General features: G+C 49.1%; 15 protein-coding genes. 11 read left to right on the top strand and 4 right to left on the bottom strand.

What is annotated here, in order from left to right; genetic code table 11:
* Positions 1–14: 14 nt before the first annotated feature.
* The 4 genes from trkA to def are packed head-to-tail and all read right to left on the bottom strand — an operon-like array spanning position 15 to position 4,218.
* The gene (gene trkA / locus OCU49_RS00270; protein ID WP_261843027.1) at positions 15–1,391 is read right to left on the bottom strand and encodes a Trk system potassium transporter TrkA; all 1,377 of its coding nucleotides are present in this window, start codon (positions 1,389–1,391) and stop codon (positions 15–17) included.
* A 28-nt stretch (positions 1,392–1,419) separates the two neighbouring features.
* A complete protein-coding gene (gene rsmB, locus OCU49_RS00275; protein ID WP_261843028.1) occupies positions 1,420–2,736 on the bottom strand; it encodes a 16S rRNA (cytosine(967)-C(5))-methyltransferase RsmB in 1,317 nt (438 codons plus the stop codon).
* A gap of 9 nt (positions 2,737–2,745) precedes the next feature.
* A complete protein-coding gene (gene fmt / locus OCU49_RS00280; protein ID WP_261843029.1) occupies positions 2,746–3,702 on the bottom strand; it encodes a methionyl-tRNA formyltransferase in 957 nt (318 codons plus the stop codon).
* 9 nt (positions 3,703–3,711) lie between these two features.
* Complete coding sequence (def, locus tag OCU49_RS00285) at positions 3,712–4,218, bottom strand: peptide deformylase (protein WP_261843030.1); 507 nt, start codon at positions 4,216–4,218, stop codon at positions 3,712–3,714.
* Positions 4,219–4,415: 197 nt separating this feature from the next.
* Between def and OCU49_RS00290 the strand changes: the two genes are divergently transcribed.
* From OCU49_RS00290 to OCU49_RS00340, 11 genes are all read left to right on the top strand, one after another.
* Positions 4,416–5,459, top strand: a complete 1,044-nt coding sequence (locus OCU49_RS00290) for a LysM peptidoglycan-binding domain-containing protein (protein ID WP_261843031.1) — start codon at positions 4,416–4,418, stop codon at positions 5,457–5,459.
* Positions 5,460–5,509: 50 nt separating this feature from the next.
* Positions 5,510–6,637, top strand: coding sequence for a DNA-processing protein DprA (gene dprA, locus OCU49_RS00295; protein WP_261843032.1), 1,128 nt, complete (start codon positions 5,510–5,512; stop codon positions 6,635–6,637).
* A gap of 233 nt (positions 6,638–6,870) precedes the next feature.
* Positions 6,871–7,428: an L-threonylcarbamoyladenylate synthase type 1 TsaC gene (tsaC, locus tag OCU49_RS00300; protein WP_261843033.1), complete on the top strand. Its 558-nt coding sequence runs from the start codon at positions 6,871–6,873 to the stop codon at positions 7,426–7,428.
* An 80-nt stretch (positions 7,429–7,508) separates the two neighbouring features.
* Positions 7,509–8,423: an oxygen-dependent coproporphyrinogen oxidase gene (hemF, locus tag OCU49_RS00305; RefSeq protein ID WP_261843034.1), complete on the top strand. Its 915-nt coding sequence runs from the start codon at positions 7,509–7,511 to the stop codon at positions 8,421–8,423.
* A gap of 1 nt (position 8,424) precedes the next feature.
* Positions 8,425–9,252, top strand: coding sequence for a shikimate dehydrogenase (gene aroE / locus OCU49_RS00310; RefSeq protein ID WP_261843035.1), 828 nt, complete (start codon positions 8,425–8,427; stop codon positions 9,250–9,252).
* A gap of 201 nt (positions 9,253–9,453) precedes the next feature.
* Entirely contained in the window at positions 9,454–11,829 is a 2,376-nt protein-coding gene (locus OCU49_RS00315; RefSeq protein WP_261843036.1) for an AAA family ATPase, read from the top strand.
* A 331-nt stretch (positions 11,830–12,160) separates the two neighbouring features.
* Complete coding sequence (locus OCU49_RS00320; protein WP_261843037.1) at positions 12,161–13,159, top strand: BMP family lipoprotein; 999 nt, start codon at positions 12,161–12,163, stop codon at positions 13,157–13,159.
* A 21-nt stretch (positions 13,160–13,180) separates the two neighbouring features.
* Positions 13,181–14,749, top strand: a complete 1,569-nt coding sequence (locus OCU49_RS00325; RefSeq protein ID WP_261843038.1) for an ABC transporter ATP-binding protein — start codon at positions 13,181–13,183, stop codon at positions 14,747–14,749.
* Positions 14,746–15,885 carry an ABC transporter permease gene (locus OCU49_RS00330; protein ID WP_261843039.1) on the top strand — a complete coding sequence of 380 codons (1,140 nt, stop codon included), beginning with the start codon at positions 14,746–14,748 and terminating at the stop codon, positions 15,883–15,885. The genes OCU49_RS00325 and OCU49_RS00330 overlap by 4 nt, the downstream gene beginning before the upstream one ends.
* Entirely contained in the window at positions 15,882–16,856 is a 975-nt protein-coding gene (locus OCU49_RS00335) for an ABC transporter permease (RefSeq protein WP_261843040.1), read from the top strand. Before OCU49_RS00330 ends, OCU49_RS00335 begins: the two co-directional genes overlap by 4 nt.
* Before the next feature lie 10 nt (positions 16,857–16,866).
* Entirely contained in the window at positions 16,867–17,757 is an 891-nt protein-coding gene (locus tag OCU49_RS00340; RefSeq protein ID WP_261843041.1) for a ribokinase, read from the top strand.
* Positions 17,758–17,818 lie beyond the last annotated feature (61 nt).

A 17,818-nucleotide genomic window follows, 5' to 3' on the forward strand; every position in this document is an offset into this window, starting at 1 on the left:
GTGCCGTCCGGTTATCAGAAGAAGCCCAGGCCAACCTGGAAGAGGCGCTCGACTTCACGAATTTTACGCTTGTCGATCAGGAACAGGATGACATGATCGTCATTTTCAACGACGACATCATCATGAGCAATCAGGACCTGATCATTACGGACAATTGCACCTATGGTTGTGCCGGCCGGAAGATCGATATCTTCAATGGCTTTGCCGACTACTTTTGAACTGCGCTTGTCGCCATGGGCAACTGCTTCAAGAGCTTCAGCGGCCCCGCGGCGCAGAGAGTGAACTGCTGCTACATCACCCCGGCGAACATGCGTCAGCAGGCTGCCAATGGTGGTTTGCTGAGGAGAGATCGCGATATCGATTACCCCACCCTGCACTAAATCAACATATGCCGGGTTGTTAATCAGTGTCATTACAGTACGAACACCTAACCTTTTTGCCAGCATAGACGCCATGATGTTGGCTTCGTCATCATTGGTTAGCGCGCAGAAAACATCGGTATCCTCGATGTTTTCTTCCAGCAACAGGTCTTTGTCCGAGGCGCTGCCATTAAGAACAATTGTGTTATCAAGGCGCTTAGCCAGATCGTGACAGCGCTTCAGGTCGCGCTCAATGATTTTGACCTGAAACTTACTTTCAATGCTACTTGCCAAACGGGCGCCGATGTTGCCGCCACCAGCAATAATAATGCGTTTATAAGGGCTGTCGAGTCGTCGAAGCTCACTCATAACTGACAGAATATCTTTCTTTGCAGCGATGAAAAATACTTCGTCATCTGCTTCGATGACGGTATCGCCTTTTGGAATGATAGGGCTACCCTGGCGAAAAATAGCTGCTACACGGGTATCCACAGAAGGCATGTGAGTGCGCAGGAAAGATATTTCGTGGCCAACCAGTGGGCCACCGTAGTATGCCTTTACTGCTACTAGCTGGGCTTTGCCGTCAGCGAAATCAAGCACCTGTAGTGCACCGGGGTGTTCGATAAGCCGCTTAATATGTTTGGTAACTAACTCTTCAGGGCTGATAAGAACATCAATAGGAATTGATTTGTTGCAGAAAACTTCACGGTTATGTCGCAGGTAATCGTGTTCCCGGACCCGGGCAATTTTAGTCGGCGTATTGAACAGAGTGTGAGCAAACTGGCAGGCGATCATATTCACTTCATCGCTGTTTGTTACAGCAATTAGCATATCAGCATCTTGTGCACCGGCCTGTTCAAGTACGCCAGGGTGAGACGCCTTACCTTCGGTGGTCCGGATGTCGATACGGTCCTGTAACTCACGTAAACGGCCAATGTCAGTATCAACAATGGTAATATCGTTTGCTTCGTTGGCCAGGTTTTCCGCTAAGGTTCCGCCTACCTGCCCTGCTCCGAGAATGATGATCTTCATTTCTCACTGCTACCTTTATGCTGAATAGTCACTCGCCGCCGTTATCGGGGCTTTCTGCTTTGCTCAGTAGTGCGTAATAGAAACCATCGTGACCGTCCGGTTGCGGAAACAGTTGGCGGCCGAAAGGTCTTGCCTGGCCCCAGCTGGCTTCTATATCGTGGTGTACTGCGTCTTCTTGCTGCTTTAGAAAGCGTTCAACTACCCGTTCGTTTTCCTGGGGGAATATGGAGCAGGTTGCGTAAACAAGCTTGCCGCCGGGTTGTAACATCTGCCAGCCATTTTTCAGGATGGCCAGTTGGATATCGGCCAGAGGCTTTAAATCTTCATTGCGGCGCAGGCCTTTAATGTCCGGGTGACGGCGAATAACGCCACTGGCAGAACAGGGAGCATCAATCAGAATCCGATCAAATAACTGACCATCCCACCAATCCTGCGAAGCAGCGTCAGAAACGATGACTTCAGCGTCGAGTTGCAGGCGTTGGAGGTTTTCTTCAATGCGGACAGCACGTTTAGCTTCAAGCTCTACGCCAATTGCTGCGCTCAGACCTGGTTCTTGCTCGACAATGTGACAGAGTTTTCCGCCAGGTGCTGCGCAGGTGTCCAGAACGCGCTGACCTGGCTGTAAATCCAGTAATTCTGCGCTGAGTTGAGCGGCTTCGTCCTGCACGCTGGCAAGGCCTTCATCAAAACCAGGGAGCAAATCAACGTCGCATGCTTCATCCAGCTGAATAGCTTGTGGAGAATGCTCTCCGGCAAAAGCGTCTATGTCGGCTTCGTCGAGCCAGTCAAGATATTGATCCCGGGTACAGCGCTGCTGATTAATCCGTAGCGTCATAGGCGGTTGCTGGTTATTCTGCTCGAGAATATATTCCCAGTGATTTGGCCAGTTATGACGTAACTTGTCGATTATCCAGGTCGGGTGATTGAAGCGAAACTCAGGCTCGTTTTCCAGGTTTGAAAAGATACTTTCCTGTTCGCGCTGCAAGCGACGGAGAACGCCGTTTAGTAGGCCTTTCGCCCATGGTTTATTTAGCTGGACGCATGCTTCAACGGTTTCACCAATACTGGCATGAGGTGGTATTCGCATTTCAAGTAGCTGATACATGCCTAGCATCAACAGCGCCTGAAGATCCTGTTCCTGCTGCTTAAAAGGTTTCTTAAGCATATGGTTAGTGAGCGCCTGCAAACGTGGAAGGTTGCGTAGTGTACCATAGCAAAGCTGTTGGAGAAGCCCTCTGTCCCGTTCTGCCACTCTGTTGAGGCCTTTGCTCAACTCGGTATTCAGCGATGCTTTCTGTAGCAAAATAGGTGTCAGAGTCTGAGCGGCAATAGCGCGACTGTTCATATATTTGGTTTATCCCAGCTGCATGCCGTCGGCGAATAAATCACGTTTAGAGTTGAGTACAGCAGACGTTGGCATAGCTTTACTGCCTGGCAGTTGAATATGCAATAAGCTAAGTACACCTTCACCACAGGCGATGTGAATAGCCTTTTTATCTGTACTGACGACTGATCCGGCGGCAGCGTTAGTTGTCTGATCGCTTACTTCAGCTTGCCATATGCGCATGGTTTCGCCGTTCAGCTGAGTATAGGCAACTGGCCAGGGGGATAAGCCGCAAATTTGTCTGGCAATTCTTGTAGCGCTTTGTTGCCAGTCGATAGAGCCTTCGGCCTTTTCAAGCTTGTGAGCATAATTTGCTTGCTCGTTGTCCTGAGGCTCAGCTATAAGGCTGCTGTCTGCCAGTCCTGGAAGGCTTTTTAGCAGAGCTTCAGCGCCAATGACTGCCAGCTTGTCATGCAGTTCACCGCTGGATTCACAGGGGTTAATTGCGCAGCTGCTTTTTAACAGCATACCTCCGGTATCCAGGCCTTCGTCCATCTGCATGATTGTGACGCCTGTTTCAGTATCCCCTGCTAATACCGCGCGATGTATCGGCGCAGCGCCACGCCAGCGTGGAAGCAGTGAAGCATGAACATTAATGCAGCCAAGACGAGGTGCTTCCAGTACGACTTTGGGAAGTAAAATGCCGTAGGCAACGACGACCATCAGGTCGGCCTGCAGGTTTTGCAGAATATCCAGCGCGCCTTCTTCTTTAAAGTTCAGGGGCTGAAACACATCTAACTGATTATCCAGGGCGACTTGCTTTACCGGGCTGGGCTTGAGTTTGCGCCCCCGCCCTGCCGGTCGGTCAGGCTGGGTGTAAACGCCAATAACGTTATGACCGGCATTTATCAGAGCCTGTAAATTAGTGGCGGCAAAGTCCGGGGTTCCGGCGAAAACTATCCGCAATCCCTTGGCTGAGTCAGACATGAGCGTCCCTTATACGTGTTGGCGGTGAGCTTTTTCCAGCTTACTGCGAATACGGTTGCGTTTCAGCGGAGACAGGTAGTCAACAAAAAGCTTGCCATCCAGATGATCAATTTCATGCTGAATGCATACAGCCAGCAGCTCATCGGCTTCCATTGTGTATTCTTCACCATGCTCATTATGGGCGGTCAAACGGACTTTGTTAGGCCGCACGACGTTTTCATAGAAGCCCGGCACAGAAAGGCAGCCTTCCTGCATTTTGTCGGTTTCTGTGGTCAGAGGCTCAACAACAGGGTTAATAATCACCATTGGCTCGTTCTTCTCTTCGGATAGATCGATAGTGATGATACGCTGATGAACATTCACCTGAGTCGCTGCCAGACCAATGCCTGGTGCGTCGTACATAGTTTCAAACATATCTTTGACCAGTTGGCGTAACTCGTCATTGAATTCGGTAACTGGCTCCGCAAGGGTGCGAAGGCGTGGATCTGGAAACTCAAGAATAGGTAATAGGGCCATGACTGCTACTGTAAAGAAATGGTTGAAAAACGCGCGCTTAATCGCAAGAATCAATATTATACTGATATCGATACGCAATGCATTGTCGATACTATGCTCTGAGTGACTAAAATCTATTAATTCAGCAGCGTCTGACGTGTTTTTACATGTTTTTGACGGTTTATTGGAGCAGCTGCTGTAAAACAAGGAATCAAAGGATGCGCCGATTCATCAGTGGTTTGCTTTGTTTGTGTCTGGCCGGATGGTTGATTACGACGCCTGCAATGGCCACAGCTAAAGGCGATATACTCGCTCTGAAGAAAGATTATCCGAAAGAATATGTGGTCGTGAAGGGTGATACTCTTTGGGATATTTCGGCCCTGTTTCTTCAATCTCCGTGGAAATGGCCTGAACTGTGGGGCAATAACCCGCAGATCGATAATCCACATTTGATTTATCCGGGAGACCGGCTGACGCTGATGTGGGTTAATGGTAAGCCTCGTCTGCAACTCAATAAGGGTGTTCGTAAGCTTAGCCCTAAAGCTAAAGTCAGCTTGCTGGACGATGCTATACCGGCTATTCATCTCAAAGATATCAGCAGTTTCCTAAGTGATAATCTGGTGAAAAGCTCCGATACTCTGCTGCAAGCGCCTTATATTCTTGGTAGTACCAATAACCGTTTAATTGCCGGAGCCGGTGATCGGGTCTATGCCCGGGGTGAATTGGTTGAAGATTATCATTATCAGAATATTTATCGTCCGGCCCGTGAATACGTTGACCCTGAAACGCAGGAATCACTGGGTTTTGAACTGATGAAAGTAGGTGAAGCAACTGTCTCGTCCCAGAAAGAAGATATTATTTCGCTGGATCTGAACAAAACCCAGGAAGAAATCTCCAGTTTGGACCGGGTATTTCCAAGCGAAGATGAGCGGGTAACCTCAACTTATTATCCGAGTGAGCCGGAAGGTTCGATCAACGGGCAGATTTTATCTGTGGTACGGGGTGTTAAACAGGCGGGCCAGTATGATGTGGTGGCTATTAATAAAGGCACCCGTGAAGGCCTGGATACCGGTCATGTGTTATCTATATTTACAGCAGGCGAAGTGCTTAAAGATCCAATCACTAAAAAGCTGGTGAATTTACCATCTGAGCAGTCAGGTCTGATGATGGTTTTCAGGGCGTATGAAAAAGTTAGCTATTGCCTGATACTTAAAGCAACAAATGTAATTGCTGTGGGAGACGAGATACGTAATCCCGTGTAAGACAATTTTTATCTATCAGGCTGAATGCCTCCTAAGGACAGGAAATCTTCATGAATCAGTCACAATCTGATGGCATTGCATTTACGCTTATACCGGGACTTGGTCGGCGTAAGTGCCACGCCCTTTTGAAGCAGTTCAGTTCTGTTTCCCGGATATTTGGGTTATCAGAGCAGACGCTAAAAGATTTGGGGTTAAGCAGCGCTGTTCGTCAGGCAATCGTTGCTTATCGCCAGGGTGTGTTTGCCAGCGAGTACCTGCAACGGGTAAATGACTGGTTATTCGACCCTGAACATCATCTGATTCTCTGGGAAGATGATGACTATCCTGCTTTGCTACGTAATATCCCTGATCCCCCTCTGATTCTTTATGTCCGCGGTAACCTTGATTGTTTGTATCAACCGCAACTTGCCATTGTCGGTAGTCGTAATGCCAGTCAGGGTGGTTTGCGGAACACGCAGCGTTTTGCCCGGGCTCTGAGTAACGCCGGATTTGTTATAACCAGCGGTATGGCATTGGGAGTGGATGGCGCAGCGCATCAGGCTGCGGTGGATAATCAGCGTCCGACGATTGCTGTTTTAGGTTGTGGTGTTGATGTAGTGTACCCGCGAAGACATGCTGGGCTGGCGGAGCAGATCTTATTGCATCATGGGGTGCTGGTTGCTGAATTTCCTTTAGGCACTGTGCCGCTTAGTTATAATTTTCCACAACGTAACCGTATTATCAGTGGCTTGTCTGCCGGCGTTCTGGTGGTTGAGGCTGCATTGCGAAGCGGTTCACTGATCACGGCCCGACAAGCGCTTGAACAGGGACGTGAGGTGTTTGCCTTACCCAGTACGTTGAATAATCCTCAGGGGCATGGTTGCCATGCGTTGATTCGTGAAGGCGCAACACTGGTTGAAACGACTGCGCATATTATTGAGCCTCTGAGCAGTTTACTTGGATGCTACGTACCTGCTGACGCTAATGATGATCAGTTGGAAAAAAGCAGAACCGAAGTAGTCAGTCATCTGGATGAAGAGTTGCAGCAATTGTTGTTATTGATTGGCTATGAAGTGACATCGCTGGATTTTTTGATTGAGCAGTCTGGTTTAGCTGCCGCGGAGATTATGGCAAAACTGGTAGGGTTGGAGCTGCAGGGGCTGATTGAGAATCGGCCTGATGGTTATTTGAGACTGTAAGTCGCCATGTGAAGGTCGCCCGTTAGCCGCTTGTCTAAATGGTTTTGATTGAAAAATGACTGTAATTGGAGTAAGTTTTTGCGTTTTAGCCCGTATTAAACAGAGCATAGTTTTTTCAGTCAGATGTATACCTGATTGCATAAAAGCTGCTTGAATATTTGTTGGCTAAATAAATGCTTAGAAAGCAATTTATCCTTACTATTAACGAAATCTGATTCTGGGCAATTCTATTTATGCAGTACTGGCATTTACGTCAGGCAGCCCGGGCGATGCACCATGGCGGTGTCATTGCCTATCCAACTGAAGCCGTCTGGGGGCTGGGTTGCGATCCGTATAATCTGACAGCTGTTCAACATCTTCTTGCTATGAAACGTCGGCCAATGCATAAAGGTCTGATTCTTGTGGCGTCTGATACCCAGCAAATCGAAGTCTTACTGGCTAGTCTAACTGATACCCAGCGGGAAAAAGTACTGGCTACCTGGCCTGGCCCTGTTACCTGGGTTTTACCTGATCCGGCGGGTGTGATTCCTTCGTGGATCAAAGGTGATCATTCTTCTGTGGCTGTGAGAGTGAGTGCTCACTTAGGTGTAAAAGCGCTTTGTGAGACCTTTGGTTCATTTGTCGTTTCTACATCGGCAAATTATGCTAGCCAAGAGCCTGCAAGGGATAAGTTGAAAGTGAACATTAACTTCAAGTGTGAATTGGCATATGTGCTGCCAGGCGAGTTAGGCAGTATGGCACAGCCTACCCAGATTCGCAGCCTTGAAACTGATATGTTGTTACGCCGCTGACTTGAGTTGCTAAAGCGCAAACAACTGTACCCCGCCCCTGCTGTTTTATTTCTGGTGGCAATCTAAAGAGGAAGCAATTTATGTCTGCGGTCGATATACCAGCCGTTAAAGAATACTTACTGGACTTGCAGAATCGCATTTGTGCGGCGCTGGAAGTTGCTGACGGCACTGCCAGTTTTCGTGAAGACAGCTGGGACCGTGAAGGTGGCGGCGGAGGTCGTACCCGGGTGATGGAGTCCGGGGCAGTAATTGAAAAAGGTGGTGTGAATTTTTCACATGTGTTTGGTGATAAGTTACCTGGTTCAGCCACCGCGCATCGTCCTGAATTAGCGGGGCGTACTTTTCAGGCAATGGGTGTATCTCTGGTGATTCATCCGCATAACCCTTATGTACCTACTTCACATGCGAATGTACGTTTTTTCGTTGCTGAAAAAGAAGGCGAAGAGCCTGTTTGGTGGTTTGGTGGTGGTTTTGACCTGACGCCTTACTATGGCAATAAAGAAGACTGCCGCGCCTGGCACCAGGCCGCGAAAGATGCCTGTGACCCATTTGGCGATGATGTGTATGCACGCTATAAAAAATGGTGTGATGAATACTTCCATCTGAAACACCGTGATGAGCCACGGGGTGTAGGCGGTCTGTTCTTTGATGATCTTAATGAGTTAGGTTTCGAGCAGAGCTTTGCGCTGATGCAATCTATAGGTGATGCGTTTGCGCCAGCTTACTGTCCTATTGTTGAGCAGCGTAAAGATACGCCATACGGAGAACGTCAGCGTGATTTCCAGCTGCACCGTCGGGGGCGTTATGTTGAATTTAATCTGGTATTTGACCGCGGCACCCTGTTTGGCTTGCAGTCCGGTGGTCGTACGGAATCTATTTTGATGTCTTTACCGCCTGAAGTGCGCTGGGGCTATGACTGGAAACCTGAACCTGGTACTGAAGAATCTGAGTTATATGATGTTTATCTGAAGCCAACCGAATGGCTGGAGGCGTAATATGACTGTGCGCTATGCCGTATTTGGCAACCCAATCAAACATTCAAAATCCCCCCTGATACATACTGCTTTTGCCCGGCAGACTGATCAGGCGCTGCGCTATGATGCCATGCTGATTCCTGAAGATGGTTTTGCTGCAGGTGTCAGCAGTTTTCTGGATGATCAGGGACGTGGGCTGAATGTTACTATTCCTTTCAAAGAAGAAGCTTGGACATTAGCTGAACAGCGCAGTGCGAGAGCCGAGCTGGCGGGTGCCGTAAATACCTTATATCGCAACCATGAAGGTCAGCTGTGCGGCGATAATACTGACGGTGTAGGCCTGGTAACAGATATTGTTGCGAATTACGGTGGTCGGATTGAAGGCGCTGATGTTCTGATTCTGGGAGCTGGCGGTGCAGTCCGTGGTGTACTGGAACCTATTCTGGCAGCAAAACCAAAGCGTGTTGTTATTGCTAACCGCACTTTGTCACGGGCGGAAACCTTACGGGGTATTTTTGCTGATTACGGTGATGTCAGTGCGGTCAGTTTTGAGCAGCTGCAAGGCGAGCAGTTTGATCTGGTCATTAATGGCACGGCTGCCAGCTTGCAGGGCGAAGTACCGCCTCTGCCGGACGATCTGCTGAAGCCTAAGGCCTGGTGCTACGACATGATGTATAGCGCGGAACCAACAGCATTTAACTTATGGGCTGAAGCCCATGGTGCTGAAAAAGTTATTGATGGTTTGGGTATGTTGGTTGAGCAGGCTGCCGAATCATTTTTTATCTGGCGCGGTGTACGTCCTGCAACCGGTGAAGTTATTCAGGAACTGCGTCGCCAGCTGAATGCCTGAAGCCCTTTCATACCGGGTTCTGCATCACTTTCTGCGAGCAGAGTCCGGTATCTTACTTGTGCGGTTTTATCTATCCGTTTCTCCGATTTCAATTTCTGATTCAATAGCTTAGCGGTACATATAATGTGCAGCTGTAAACTTGCGTGAGAATTTTTGCAGGGTTATAAAGAGGTTATCCCGAATATCCGCAGGGGCCTTAACATGGAAAAAGAGACATTACTCTCACCTGATCAGTTGTACCGTCAGTGCAGTACTGAATTGTTACCTTTCAAAACTACGGAAACCCTCGAGCCCTATGCTGGTTTTTTTGGCCAGGAACGTGCCATAGAAGCTATGGAGTTTGGTATCGGCATGACCCGCCCGGGTTACAATATATTTGTAATGGGCAATCCTCACACCGGCCGTTTTTCATTTGCGATGGACAGTCTGAAAACCATTGCTAAAAAAGCTAACGCAAAACCCAAAGACTGGTGTTATCTGAACAACCTGGATGATTCGCGTCGGCCATTGGCAATTGAAATGACTGCGGGCAAAGCCTGGGTGCTGAAGCGTGATATCAAACATCTGATTGAAGGTGTTTTATCAGAATTGCCGGCAGCGTTTGAGAGCCCGACTTACCAACGCAAGAAAGGCAAGGTCGAACGGGATTTCAATCGTTTGTACGATGAGGCCATTGAAGAAGTGGATGATTTGGCCCGGGAACACAGCATCGCTCTGTTTCGGGATGCTGGCTCAATAGGCTTTACGCCTGTTGCTGATGGTCAGGGTATGGATGAGGCGGCGTTTTCTCAGCTACCTGAAGACGTCAGAGATCAGTTCACCAGCAATATATCTAAGCTTGAAGATTATCTGAATGAACAGTTAGCCAGTTTGCCGCAATGGAAGCGGGAAGCGGGTGACAAAATGAAAGTGCTGGATCGGGAGACCGCCCGCAAAGCAATCAATCCGCTGCTGCAGCCGTTGCGGGAAAAGTATAATAGCAGCAACAGCCTGATGAGCTATTTTAGCCAGCTAGAAAAGAACTTGGTGAAAACTGCGGCGGATCTGATCGCCGAAGAAAAACCGAACGAAAGCCGTACAGATACTGCTCGTCGTCAGTATATGGATCAGACATATGGCGTTAATTTGCTGGTCGATAATCAGAAGACTAAAGGTGCACCGGTGGTCTTTGAGTCGCATCCTACCTATGACAACCTGTTTGGCCGGGTAGAATACGCCAGTGAACTGGGTTCTGTTAGCACCAACTTTCAATTGATCCGTTCTGGCGCTCTGCACCGTGCTAACGGTGGCTACCTGATACTTGAAGCAGAGAAGCTGATTGAGCAGCCTTTTGTATACGGCGCACTAAAGCGAGCACTTAAGGCGCATGAAATCCGGATTGAAAACCCTATATCTGAAATGACCGGTATGGGTAATGTAAGTCTGGCACCTGTGGGCATACCGTTGGATGTGAAATTGGTACTGATCGGTACCCGTAATACGTATTATCTGTTGCAGGAGCTGGATCACGATTTTGAAAAAATGTTCCGCGTGGTTGTCGATTTTGATGAAGATGTGAAACGTGAACCAGCGACTATCCGAAACTATGCCCGTCTGATGAAAACCCTGGCTGATGAAGAAGGTCTGGCACAGCTGACCCGCCAGGGGGTCGCCCGTTTAGTCGAACACAGTTCACGGTTAGTGGAAGATCAGGAATTGTTATCAGCACATGTAGGCGAACTGGTTGATCTGTTGTGTGAGGCTGATTACCGTCGGGTGCAACAGAAAGATGAAATGATCAATGATAATCACGTTGAGTTGGCACTAGAAGCAAAAGAGCGCCGTACCAGTCGGATATCCGGAAAAATTCTCGACAGTATCGTTAATGAAACAGTTTTAATTGATACCTCAGGGGAAGCTGTCGGCCGTAGTAATGGTCTGACAGTATTGGGTGTTGGAGATGTTTCGTTTGGCTTCCCTGCACGTATAACGGCTACTGTGCATCCGGGGAATCGCGGCATTATTGATATTGAACGCGAAGTCACGTTGGGTCAGCCGATTCACTCCAAAGGGGTGCTGATTCTGACGGGCTATCTGGGTCATAAGTATACTCAGGACTTTCCTATTGCTTTGTCGGCCAGCATTGCGCTTGAGCAGTCTTATGGTTACGTCGACGGTGACAGTGCGTCGCTGGCGGAAATCTGTACGCTGATATCGGCACTAACGCACATCCCGATTCAGCAGCACTTTGCGCTGACCGGTTCAATTAACCAGTATGGTGAAGTACAGGCCATTGGCGGCGTGAATGAGAAGATAGAAGGCTTCTTCAAGGTCTGCACAACCCGTGGGCTGAACGGCCGTCAGGGCGTCGTGATTCCGCTGGCAAATGTGCGTAATCTGATGCTTAAGCGCGAAGTGGTTGATGCCGTTGCTGAAGGACAATTCCATATTCATGCAGTAGCAACGGTTGATCAGTGCCTGGAGATTCTTACGGGTCGAAAAGCCGGTCACCTGAAAGAGGACGGTAGTTTCACACAACGCTCGGTTAATGCTCACGTAGTGAAGCGTCTGCGGGAGATAGCGAAAGCTAAGCCCTGATTAACGACTATGATTGACTGTGCGATTGACTAAATAGCGGTCAGAATTTGGCCGCTAATGGTTAATCTGACAGGCAGTTTGCTGTATCCTTTCGTCTAATTTGCCGAAATTTGACCAGGCAGAAAAATTAATTTCAGTTGTGTAGGTTATTCGGGCTTAGTTGGCCGCAGAATAGCTGCGTCTGTGTATCAGTTTACACTTGTAATTCGTACCTGGCAGAGCAACTGATGATAACCGGTTTTGATGAGTTTTGAATGTAGCTGGCAGCTTGCCAGCGACGCAAAAGTATCACGAAATATAACAATAAAGCTATGATAACAGGGGTAAATCCATGAAATTTCAGTTACTTGCGCTATCTGCAGCAGTTGCTATCAGCGCATCTGCAACAGCGGCTGATCTGAAGCCAGCTGTTGTATTCGATATGGGTGGTAAGTTTGATAAATCGTTTAACGAAGGCGTATATAACGGCGTTGAACGTTTCAAGAAAGAAACCGGTATCAAGTACAAGGAATTTGAAGTGACTAACCCTGCCCAGCGTGAGCAGGCAGTACGTAAAATGGCGCAGCGTAAAGCTGATCCGGTTATCAGTGTAGGTTTCGCTCAGGCGTCTGCAGTTGAAAAGGCGTCTAAGTCATTCCCTGATACCCGTTTTACTATCATTGATATGGTGGTTGATCAGCCAAACGTACAGTCAGTTGTATTTAAAGAACAGGAAGGTTCTTTCCTGGTTGGTATGCTGGCAGCGCTGAAATCTGAAAGCAAAGTCGTAAGCTTTGTTGGCGGCATGGATATTCCTCTTATCCGCCGCTTTAACTGTGGCTATGTTCAGGGCGCTAAGTACGCCGTGAGCAATGTTGAAGTTATCAGCAACATGACAGGTACTACCCCTTCTGCATGGAACGATCCTGGTAAAGGCGGCGAATTAGCGAAGAGCCAGTTTGACCGTAGTTCTGATGTTGTATTTGCAGCAGCAGGTGCAACCGGTGCCGGTGTTTATCAGGCGGCTAAAGATGCTGGTAAGTTTGCAATTGGTGTTGATTCTAACCAAAACCACCTGCATCCGGGCACTATGCTGACCTCTATGACCAAGCAGGTTGATATTGCTGCTTACAACTCTTTTAAAGCTGCGCAGGAAGGTACCTGGGAACCAGGCATTAATGTACTGGGTCTGGCTGAAGGCGGTGTTGACTGGGCGCTGGATGAGCACAATAAAGATCTGATTACTCCGGAAATGAAAGCAGCAGTTGAACAAGCTAAAGCTGACATTATTGCCGGTAAGATTGTGGTTCATGACTATATGGCAGATAACAGCTGCCCGGCAATGAACTGATTGCAGCGATAATCAAACAGTATGACCATAAGTAACCTTCAACAGGCGGCTGATCTGCCGCCTGCTATTGATTTGCGAAAGATCAATAAGCGTTTTGGTCCGGTACATGCTAACCGAGACGTTGACCTTCAGGTAGGTCGCGGCACAGTGCATGGAATTATCGGTGAAAACGGCGCCGGCAAATCTACCCTGATGAGTATTCTCTACGGCTTCTACGAGGCTGACAGTGGAGATGTGCTGATCAATGGTAAGACGGTGAAAATCCGAGCCTCTAAAGATGCCATAAATTCAGGCATTGGCATGGTGCATCAGCACTTTATGCTGGTGGATACCTTTACAGTCGTGGAAAACGTAATGCTGGGCGCTGAGGCCAGCAGTTCTTTACGGCACAGTATGGCTGACACCCGTAAAGAGTTGCAGCGGTTATCAGAAGAATACGGCCTGGCGGTCGATCCTGATGCCATTACTGGTGAGTTGCCGGTAGGGCTGCAGCAGCGCGTAGAAATTTTAAAAGCGCTGTATCGGGGCGCAGATATCCTGATTCTTGATGAACCAACCGGCGTACTTACACCGCAGGAGGCTGAGCAGTTATTCAGCATTCTCAATACGCTGCGTAGCCGCGGTGTCAGCGTGATGCTGATTACCCATAAATTACAGGAAATTCTTGCTATCACTGACCATGTATCAGTGATGCGTGCCGGCACTATGGTGGCAGACCGGGTGACGGCAGAAACCAACAAAGAAGAACTGGCTGAACTGATGGTCGGTCGTAAAGTTCTGCTGCACGTCGATAAAGCCTCTGCGCAGCCCGGTGAAGTGCTGTTACAGGCGGATAACCTGACGGTGCGTGACGCTGATGCGGTTCCCCGTCTGGACGATGTCAGTATTAAGTTAAGAGCCGGTGAAATAGTCGGCATTGCCGGCGTATCCGGAAATGGCCAGACAGAATTGTTAGAAGTGCTGAGCGGTATCCGACCGGTGGAAGATGGCAAATTTAAGGTTAATGGCACTCTGATTGATGCTGGCAACGTGTTGAATGCTAAAGACCTGCGTCACCTGAGTGTTGGCCATGTTGCGGAAGACCGCCACCGCCTTGGAATGGTTACTGCTTTCAGTGCTCGGGAATCCGCAATTATGGGGTTTCAGGACGAGCCTGAATTCAACCGGGGTCTGCTGACTGATGGTGGAGCAATCACCCGTCATTGTGAGCAGTTGATGGAAGAATTTGACGTTCGTCCGGGTAACCCGGATATGAAGTCTGCGAATTTTTCTGGCGGTAATCAACAGAAGTTGTGTATTGCCCGGGAGATGGAACGCCAGCCTAAAGTACTGTTGGTTGGCCAGCCAACCCGCGGCGTAGATATTGGCGCCATTGAGTTTATTCATCAGCAGCTTGTTAAGTTAAGAGATGCTGGCAGTGCTGTACTGGTTGTATCGGTAGAGCTTGAGGAAGTTATGTCTCTGTGTGATCGGATTCTGGTGATGTTTGAAGGCCGTATAGTCGGCGAAATAGCCGCCAGTGAAGCAGATGCCAAGACTCTGGGTCTGATGATGGGTAACGCCAACGATACGGGAGGTAATGCCTCATGAGTAACCGTACGTTACCAGGCTGGATTGATATAGGTCTGATTCCGCTGATTAATATCTGTCTGGCGTTTCTGGTATCTGCCGGCATCATCATGCTGATTGGTGAAAACCCGGTTGAAGCAGTACAGGTAATGCTGTTTGGTGCTTTTGGTTATGACGAAGGTATTGGCTATACCCTGTATTACGCAACTAATTTCATCTTTACTGGTTTAGCAGTTGCCGTGGCATTCCATGCCGGGCTGTTTAACATTGGTGGTGAAGGTCAGGCGTATCTGGGTGGATTGGGTGTTGGCCTGATGTGCCTGATGCTGGATGGTTGGCTGCCCTGGTGGGCATTACTGCCGTTTGCGATTGCTGCCGGTGGGTTATTTGGCGCTGCCTGGGCGTATATCCCCGCGTATTTGCAGGCTTATCGAGGCAGCCACATAGTCATTACCACTATCATGTTTAACTTCATAGCGTCAGCACTGATGGTGTACTTGTTGGTAAACGTGCTGATCGAACCGGGTAGCATGTCACCGCAGACCCGCAGCATTGCTGAAAGCGCTACCCTGCCCTACATGTATCAGGTATTTGCTGCGTTTGGTGTCGAAATTGAACAAAGCCCGTTGAACGTATCATTGATTTTGGCACTGCTGGCCTGCGTGCTGGTCTGGTTGCTGATCTGGCATACCCGATGGGGCTATGCCATTCGTATGATTGGTTTTAATGAAAAAGCGGCTGTCTACAGCGGTATCAACACCCGTCGTACAATTGTGATCAGCATGTGCATTTCAGGTGCGCTGGCGGCGATGGTGGGTATCAATGAAGTCATGGGTGCACAGCAACGGGTATTGCTGGAGTTTGTCGCAGGTGCCGGTTTTACCGGAATAGCCGTGTCTCTGATGGGCCGTAATCATCCGCTGGGAATTATTGCTGCCAGTGTGTTGTTTGGCGCGTTATATCAGGGCGGCGCGGAGTTGTCGTTTGAGATATCTACCATTACCCGCGATTTAGTTGTTGTTATTCAGGGGTTAGTAATTCTGTTCTGTGGCGCACTGGCATATATGCTTAAACCAACGCTGGAGAAACTCTTCCTGCGCTATACCCTAAGTAAGGCTAGCCGTAAAGATAAGCTGACAGAGGAGGCATCATCATGAATGAGACTCTTTTGATGCTGGTGTCGATTCTTGATTCGACTATTCGGGTGTCTACTCCGTTGATTTTTTGTGCCATGGCGGGCGTTTTTTCTGAGCGCTCAGGTATTGTGGATATAGGTCTGGAAGGCAAAATGCTGGCCGGCGCATTTGCAGCGGCGGCAACTGCTGCTGTTACCGGTTCTGCCTGGCTGGGCTTAGGCTGTGCGATTATTGTTTCTGTTGGTATGGCACTGTTGCACGGTTTTGCCTGTATTACCCACAGAGGTAATCAGGTTGTCAGTGGTCTGGCGATTAATATCTTAGCTTCAGGTCTTACAGTGACTTTGGGAATAGCCTGGTTTGCTCAGGGTGGACAGACGCCGCAATTGAGCGGTGATGCCCGTTTTGCAGCGTTGGAGTTACCAGGTGCGGCGGCGGTGGCAGACATACCGGTTATCGGGGCTATCTACAGTGAGTTAATCAGCGGGCATAACCTGCTGGTATATATGGCATTGCTGTCAGTACCTGTCACCTGGTGGGTGCTCTTCCGAAGCCGATTTGGTTTGCGTTTGCGCGCAGTGGGCGAAAATCCACAAGCGGTAGATACTGCGGGAATCTCAGTTGCCTGGTTACGTTATCGGGCGGTGATGTGTGCTGGCTTGCTATGCGGTATTGCCGGCACCTATTTATCTACCGCACAGAACGCAGCGTTTTTAAAAGATATGTCAGCAGGCAAAGGATACATTGCGCTGGCAGCGCTGATCTTTGGTAAATGGCATCCTAAAGCAGCCTTACTGGCCTGTCTGTTGTTTGGTTTTCTGGAAGCCTTGTCAGTACGTTTGCAGGGGGTTCAGCTGCCTGTCATTGGTGAAGTGCCGGTGCAGTTAATGCAGGCCCTGCCATATGTACTGACTGTTATTCTGCTGGCGGGTTTTATCGGCAAAGCGATTGCGCCGAAAGCCATTGGCATTCCGTACAACAAGGAACGCTGAGGAGTTACCCATGAGCACACGTATTTTCAGTTATGGATCGATCAACGTTGATCATATTTATCAGATGCCACATCTGGTTGCGCCGGGCGAAACTCTGGCCAGTACTGATTACCGCCAGGTATTAGGCGGTAAAGGGACTAATCAGTCGATTGCGGCAGCGCAGGCCGGTGTACCGGTGTTGCACATTGGCCGTTATGGTAAAACCGACAGCTGGGTAGCGACTCAACTGCAGGATGCCGGTGTTGACTGTAGCCGGGTAACGGCAGTTGATACGCCCAGCGGTCATGCGATTATTCAGGTGGATGCGCAGGCAGAGAATTCGATCATTTTATTTGCCGGTGCTAATCACAGTTTCCGGGCTGATGAACTGGATGCTTTGCTGGACGGCGCCGTTAGCGGTGACTGGCTGCTGCTGCAAAACGAGTGCAGCTGTACAGCTGAGATGATTAGCATAGCTGCAACCAAGGGCTTGCAGGTGGCGTTTAATCCGTCCCCCATGGACGATTCTGTACGGGCTTTACCGCTACATGATCTGTCTTTGCTGGTGGTCAACGAAATTGAAGTACAACAGCTATTAGACTGTGACTGGCAAAGTCAGGATCAGTTGGTGGCGGCTTTGCGGGATCGTTTACCAACCACTAAGACGGTCGTGACCTTTGGTTCAAAAGGTGCGCTTTGGGTGGATGCTGAAACGGTTATATTTGTACCGGCACTGAAAGTTGAAGCGGTTGATACGACTGCGGCCGGAGACACATTCCTGGGATATCTGCTGGCAGCACTGTGCCAGCAGAGCTCCCCAAAAACAGCGTTAGAGATGGGTTGTAAAGCTTCATCTCTGGCGGTGCAGAAAGTGGGTGCGTCGGTGAGTATTCCGACCCGGGCTGAAGTCGATCAGATTTGAGCTCACCTTTCACAGCACCTTGTTAATAGATAATTGCCGGCCTGTTTTCAGGCTGGTTTGC

The sequence above is a fragment of the Aliamphritea ceti genome (assembly GCF_024347215.1).
Lineage (GTDB): Bacteria > Pseudomonadota > Gammaproteobacteria > Pseudomonadales > Balneatricaceae > Amphritea > Amphritea ceti.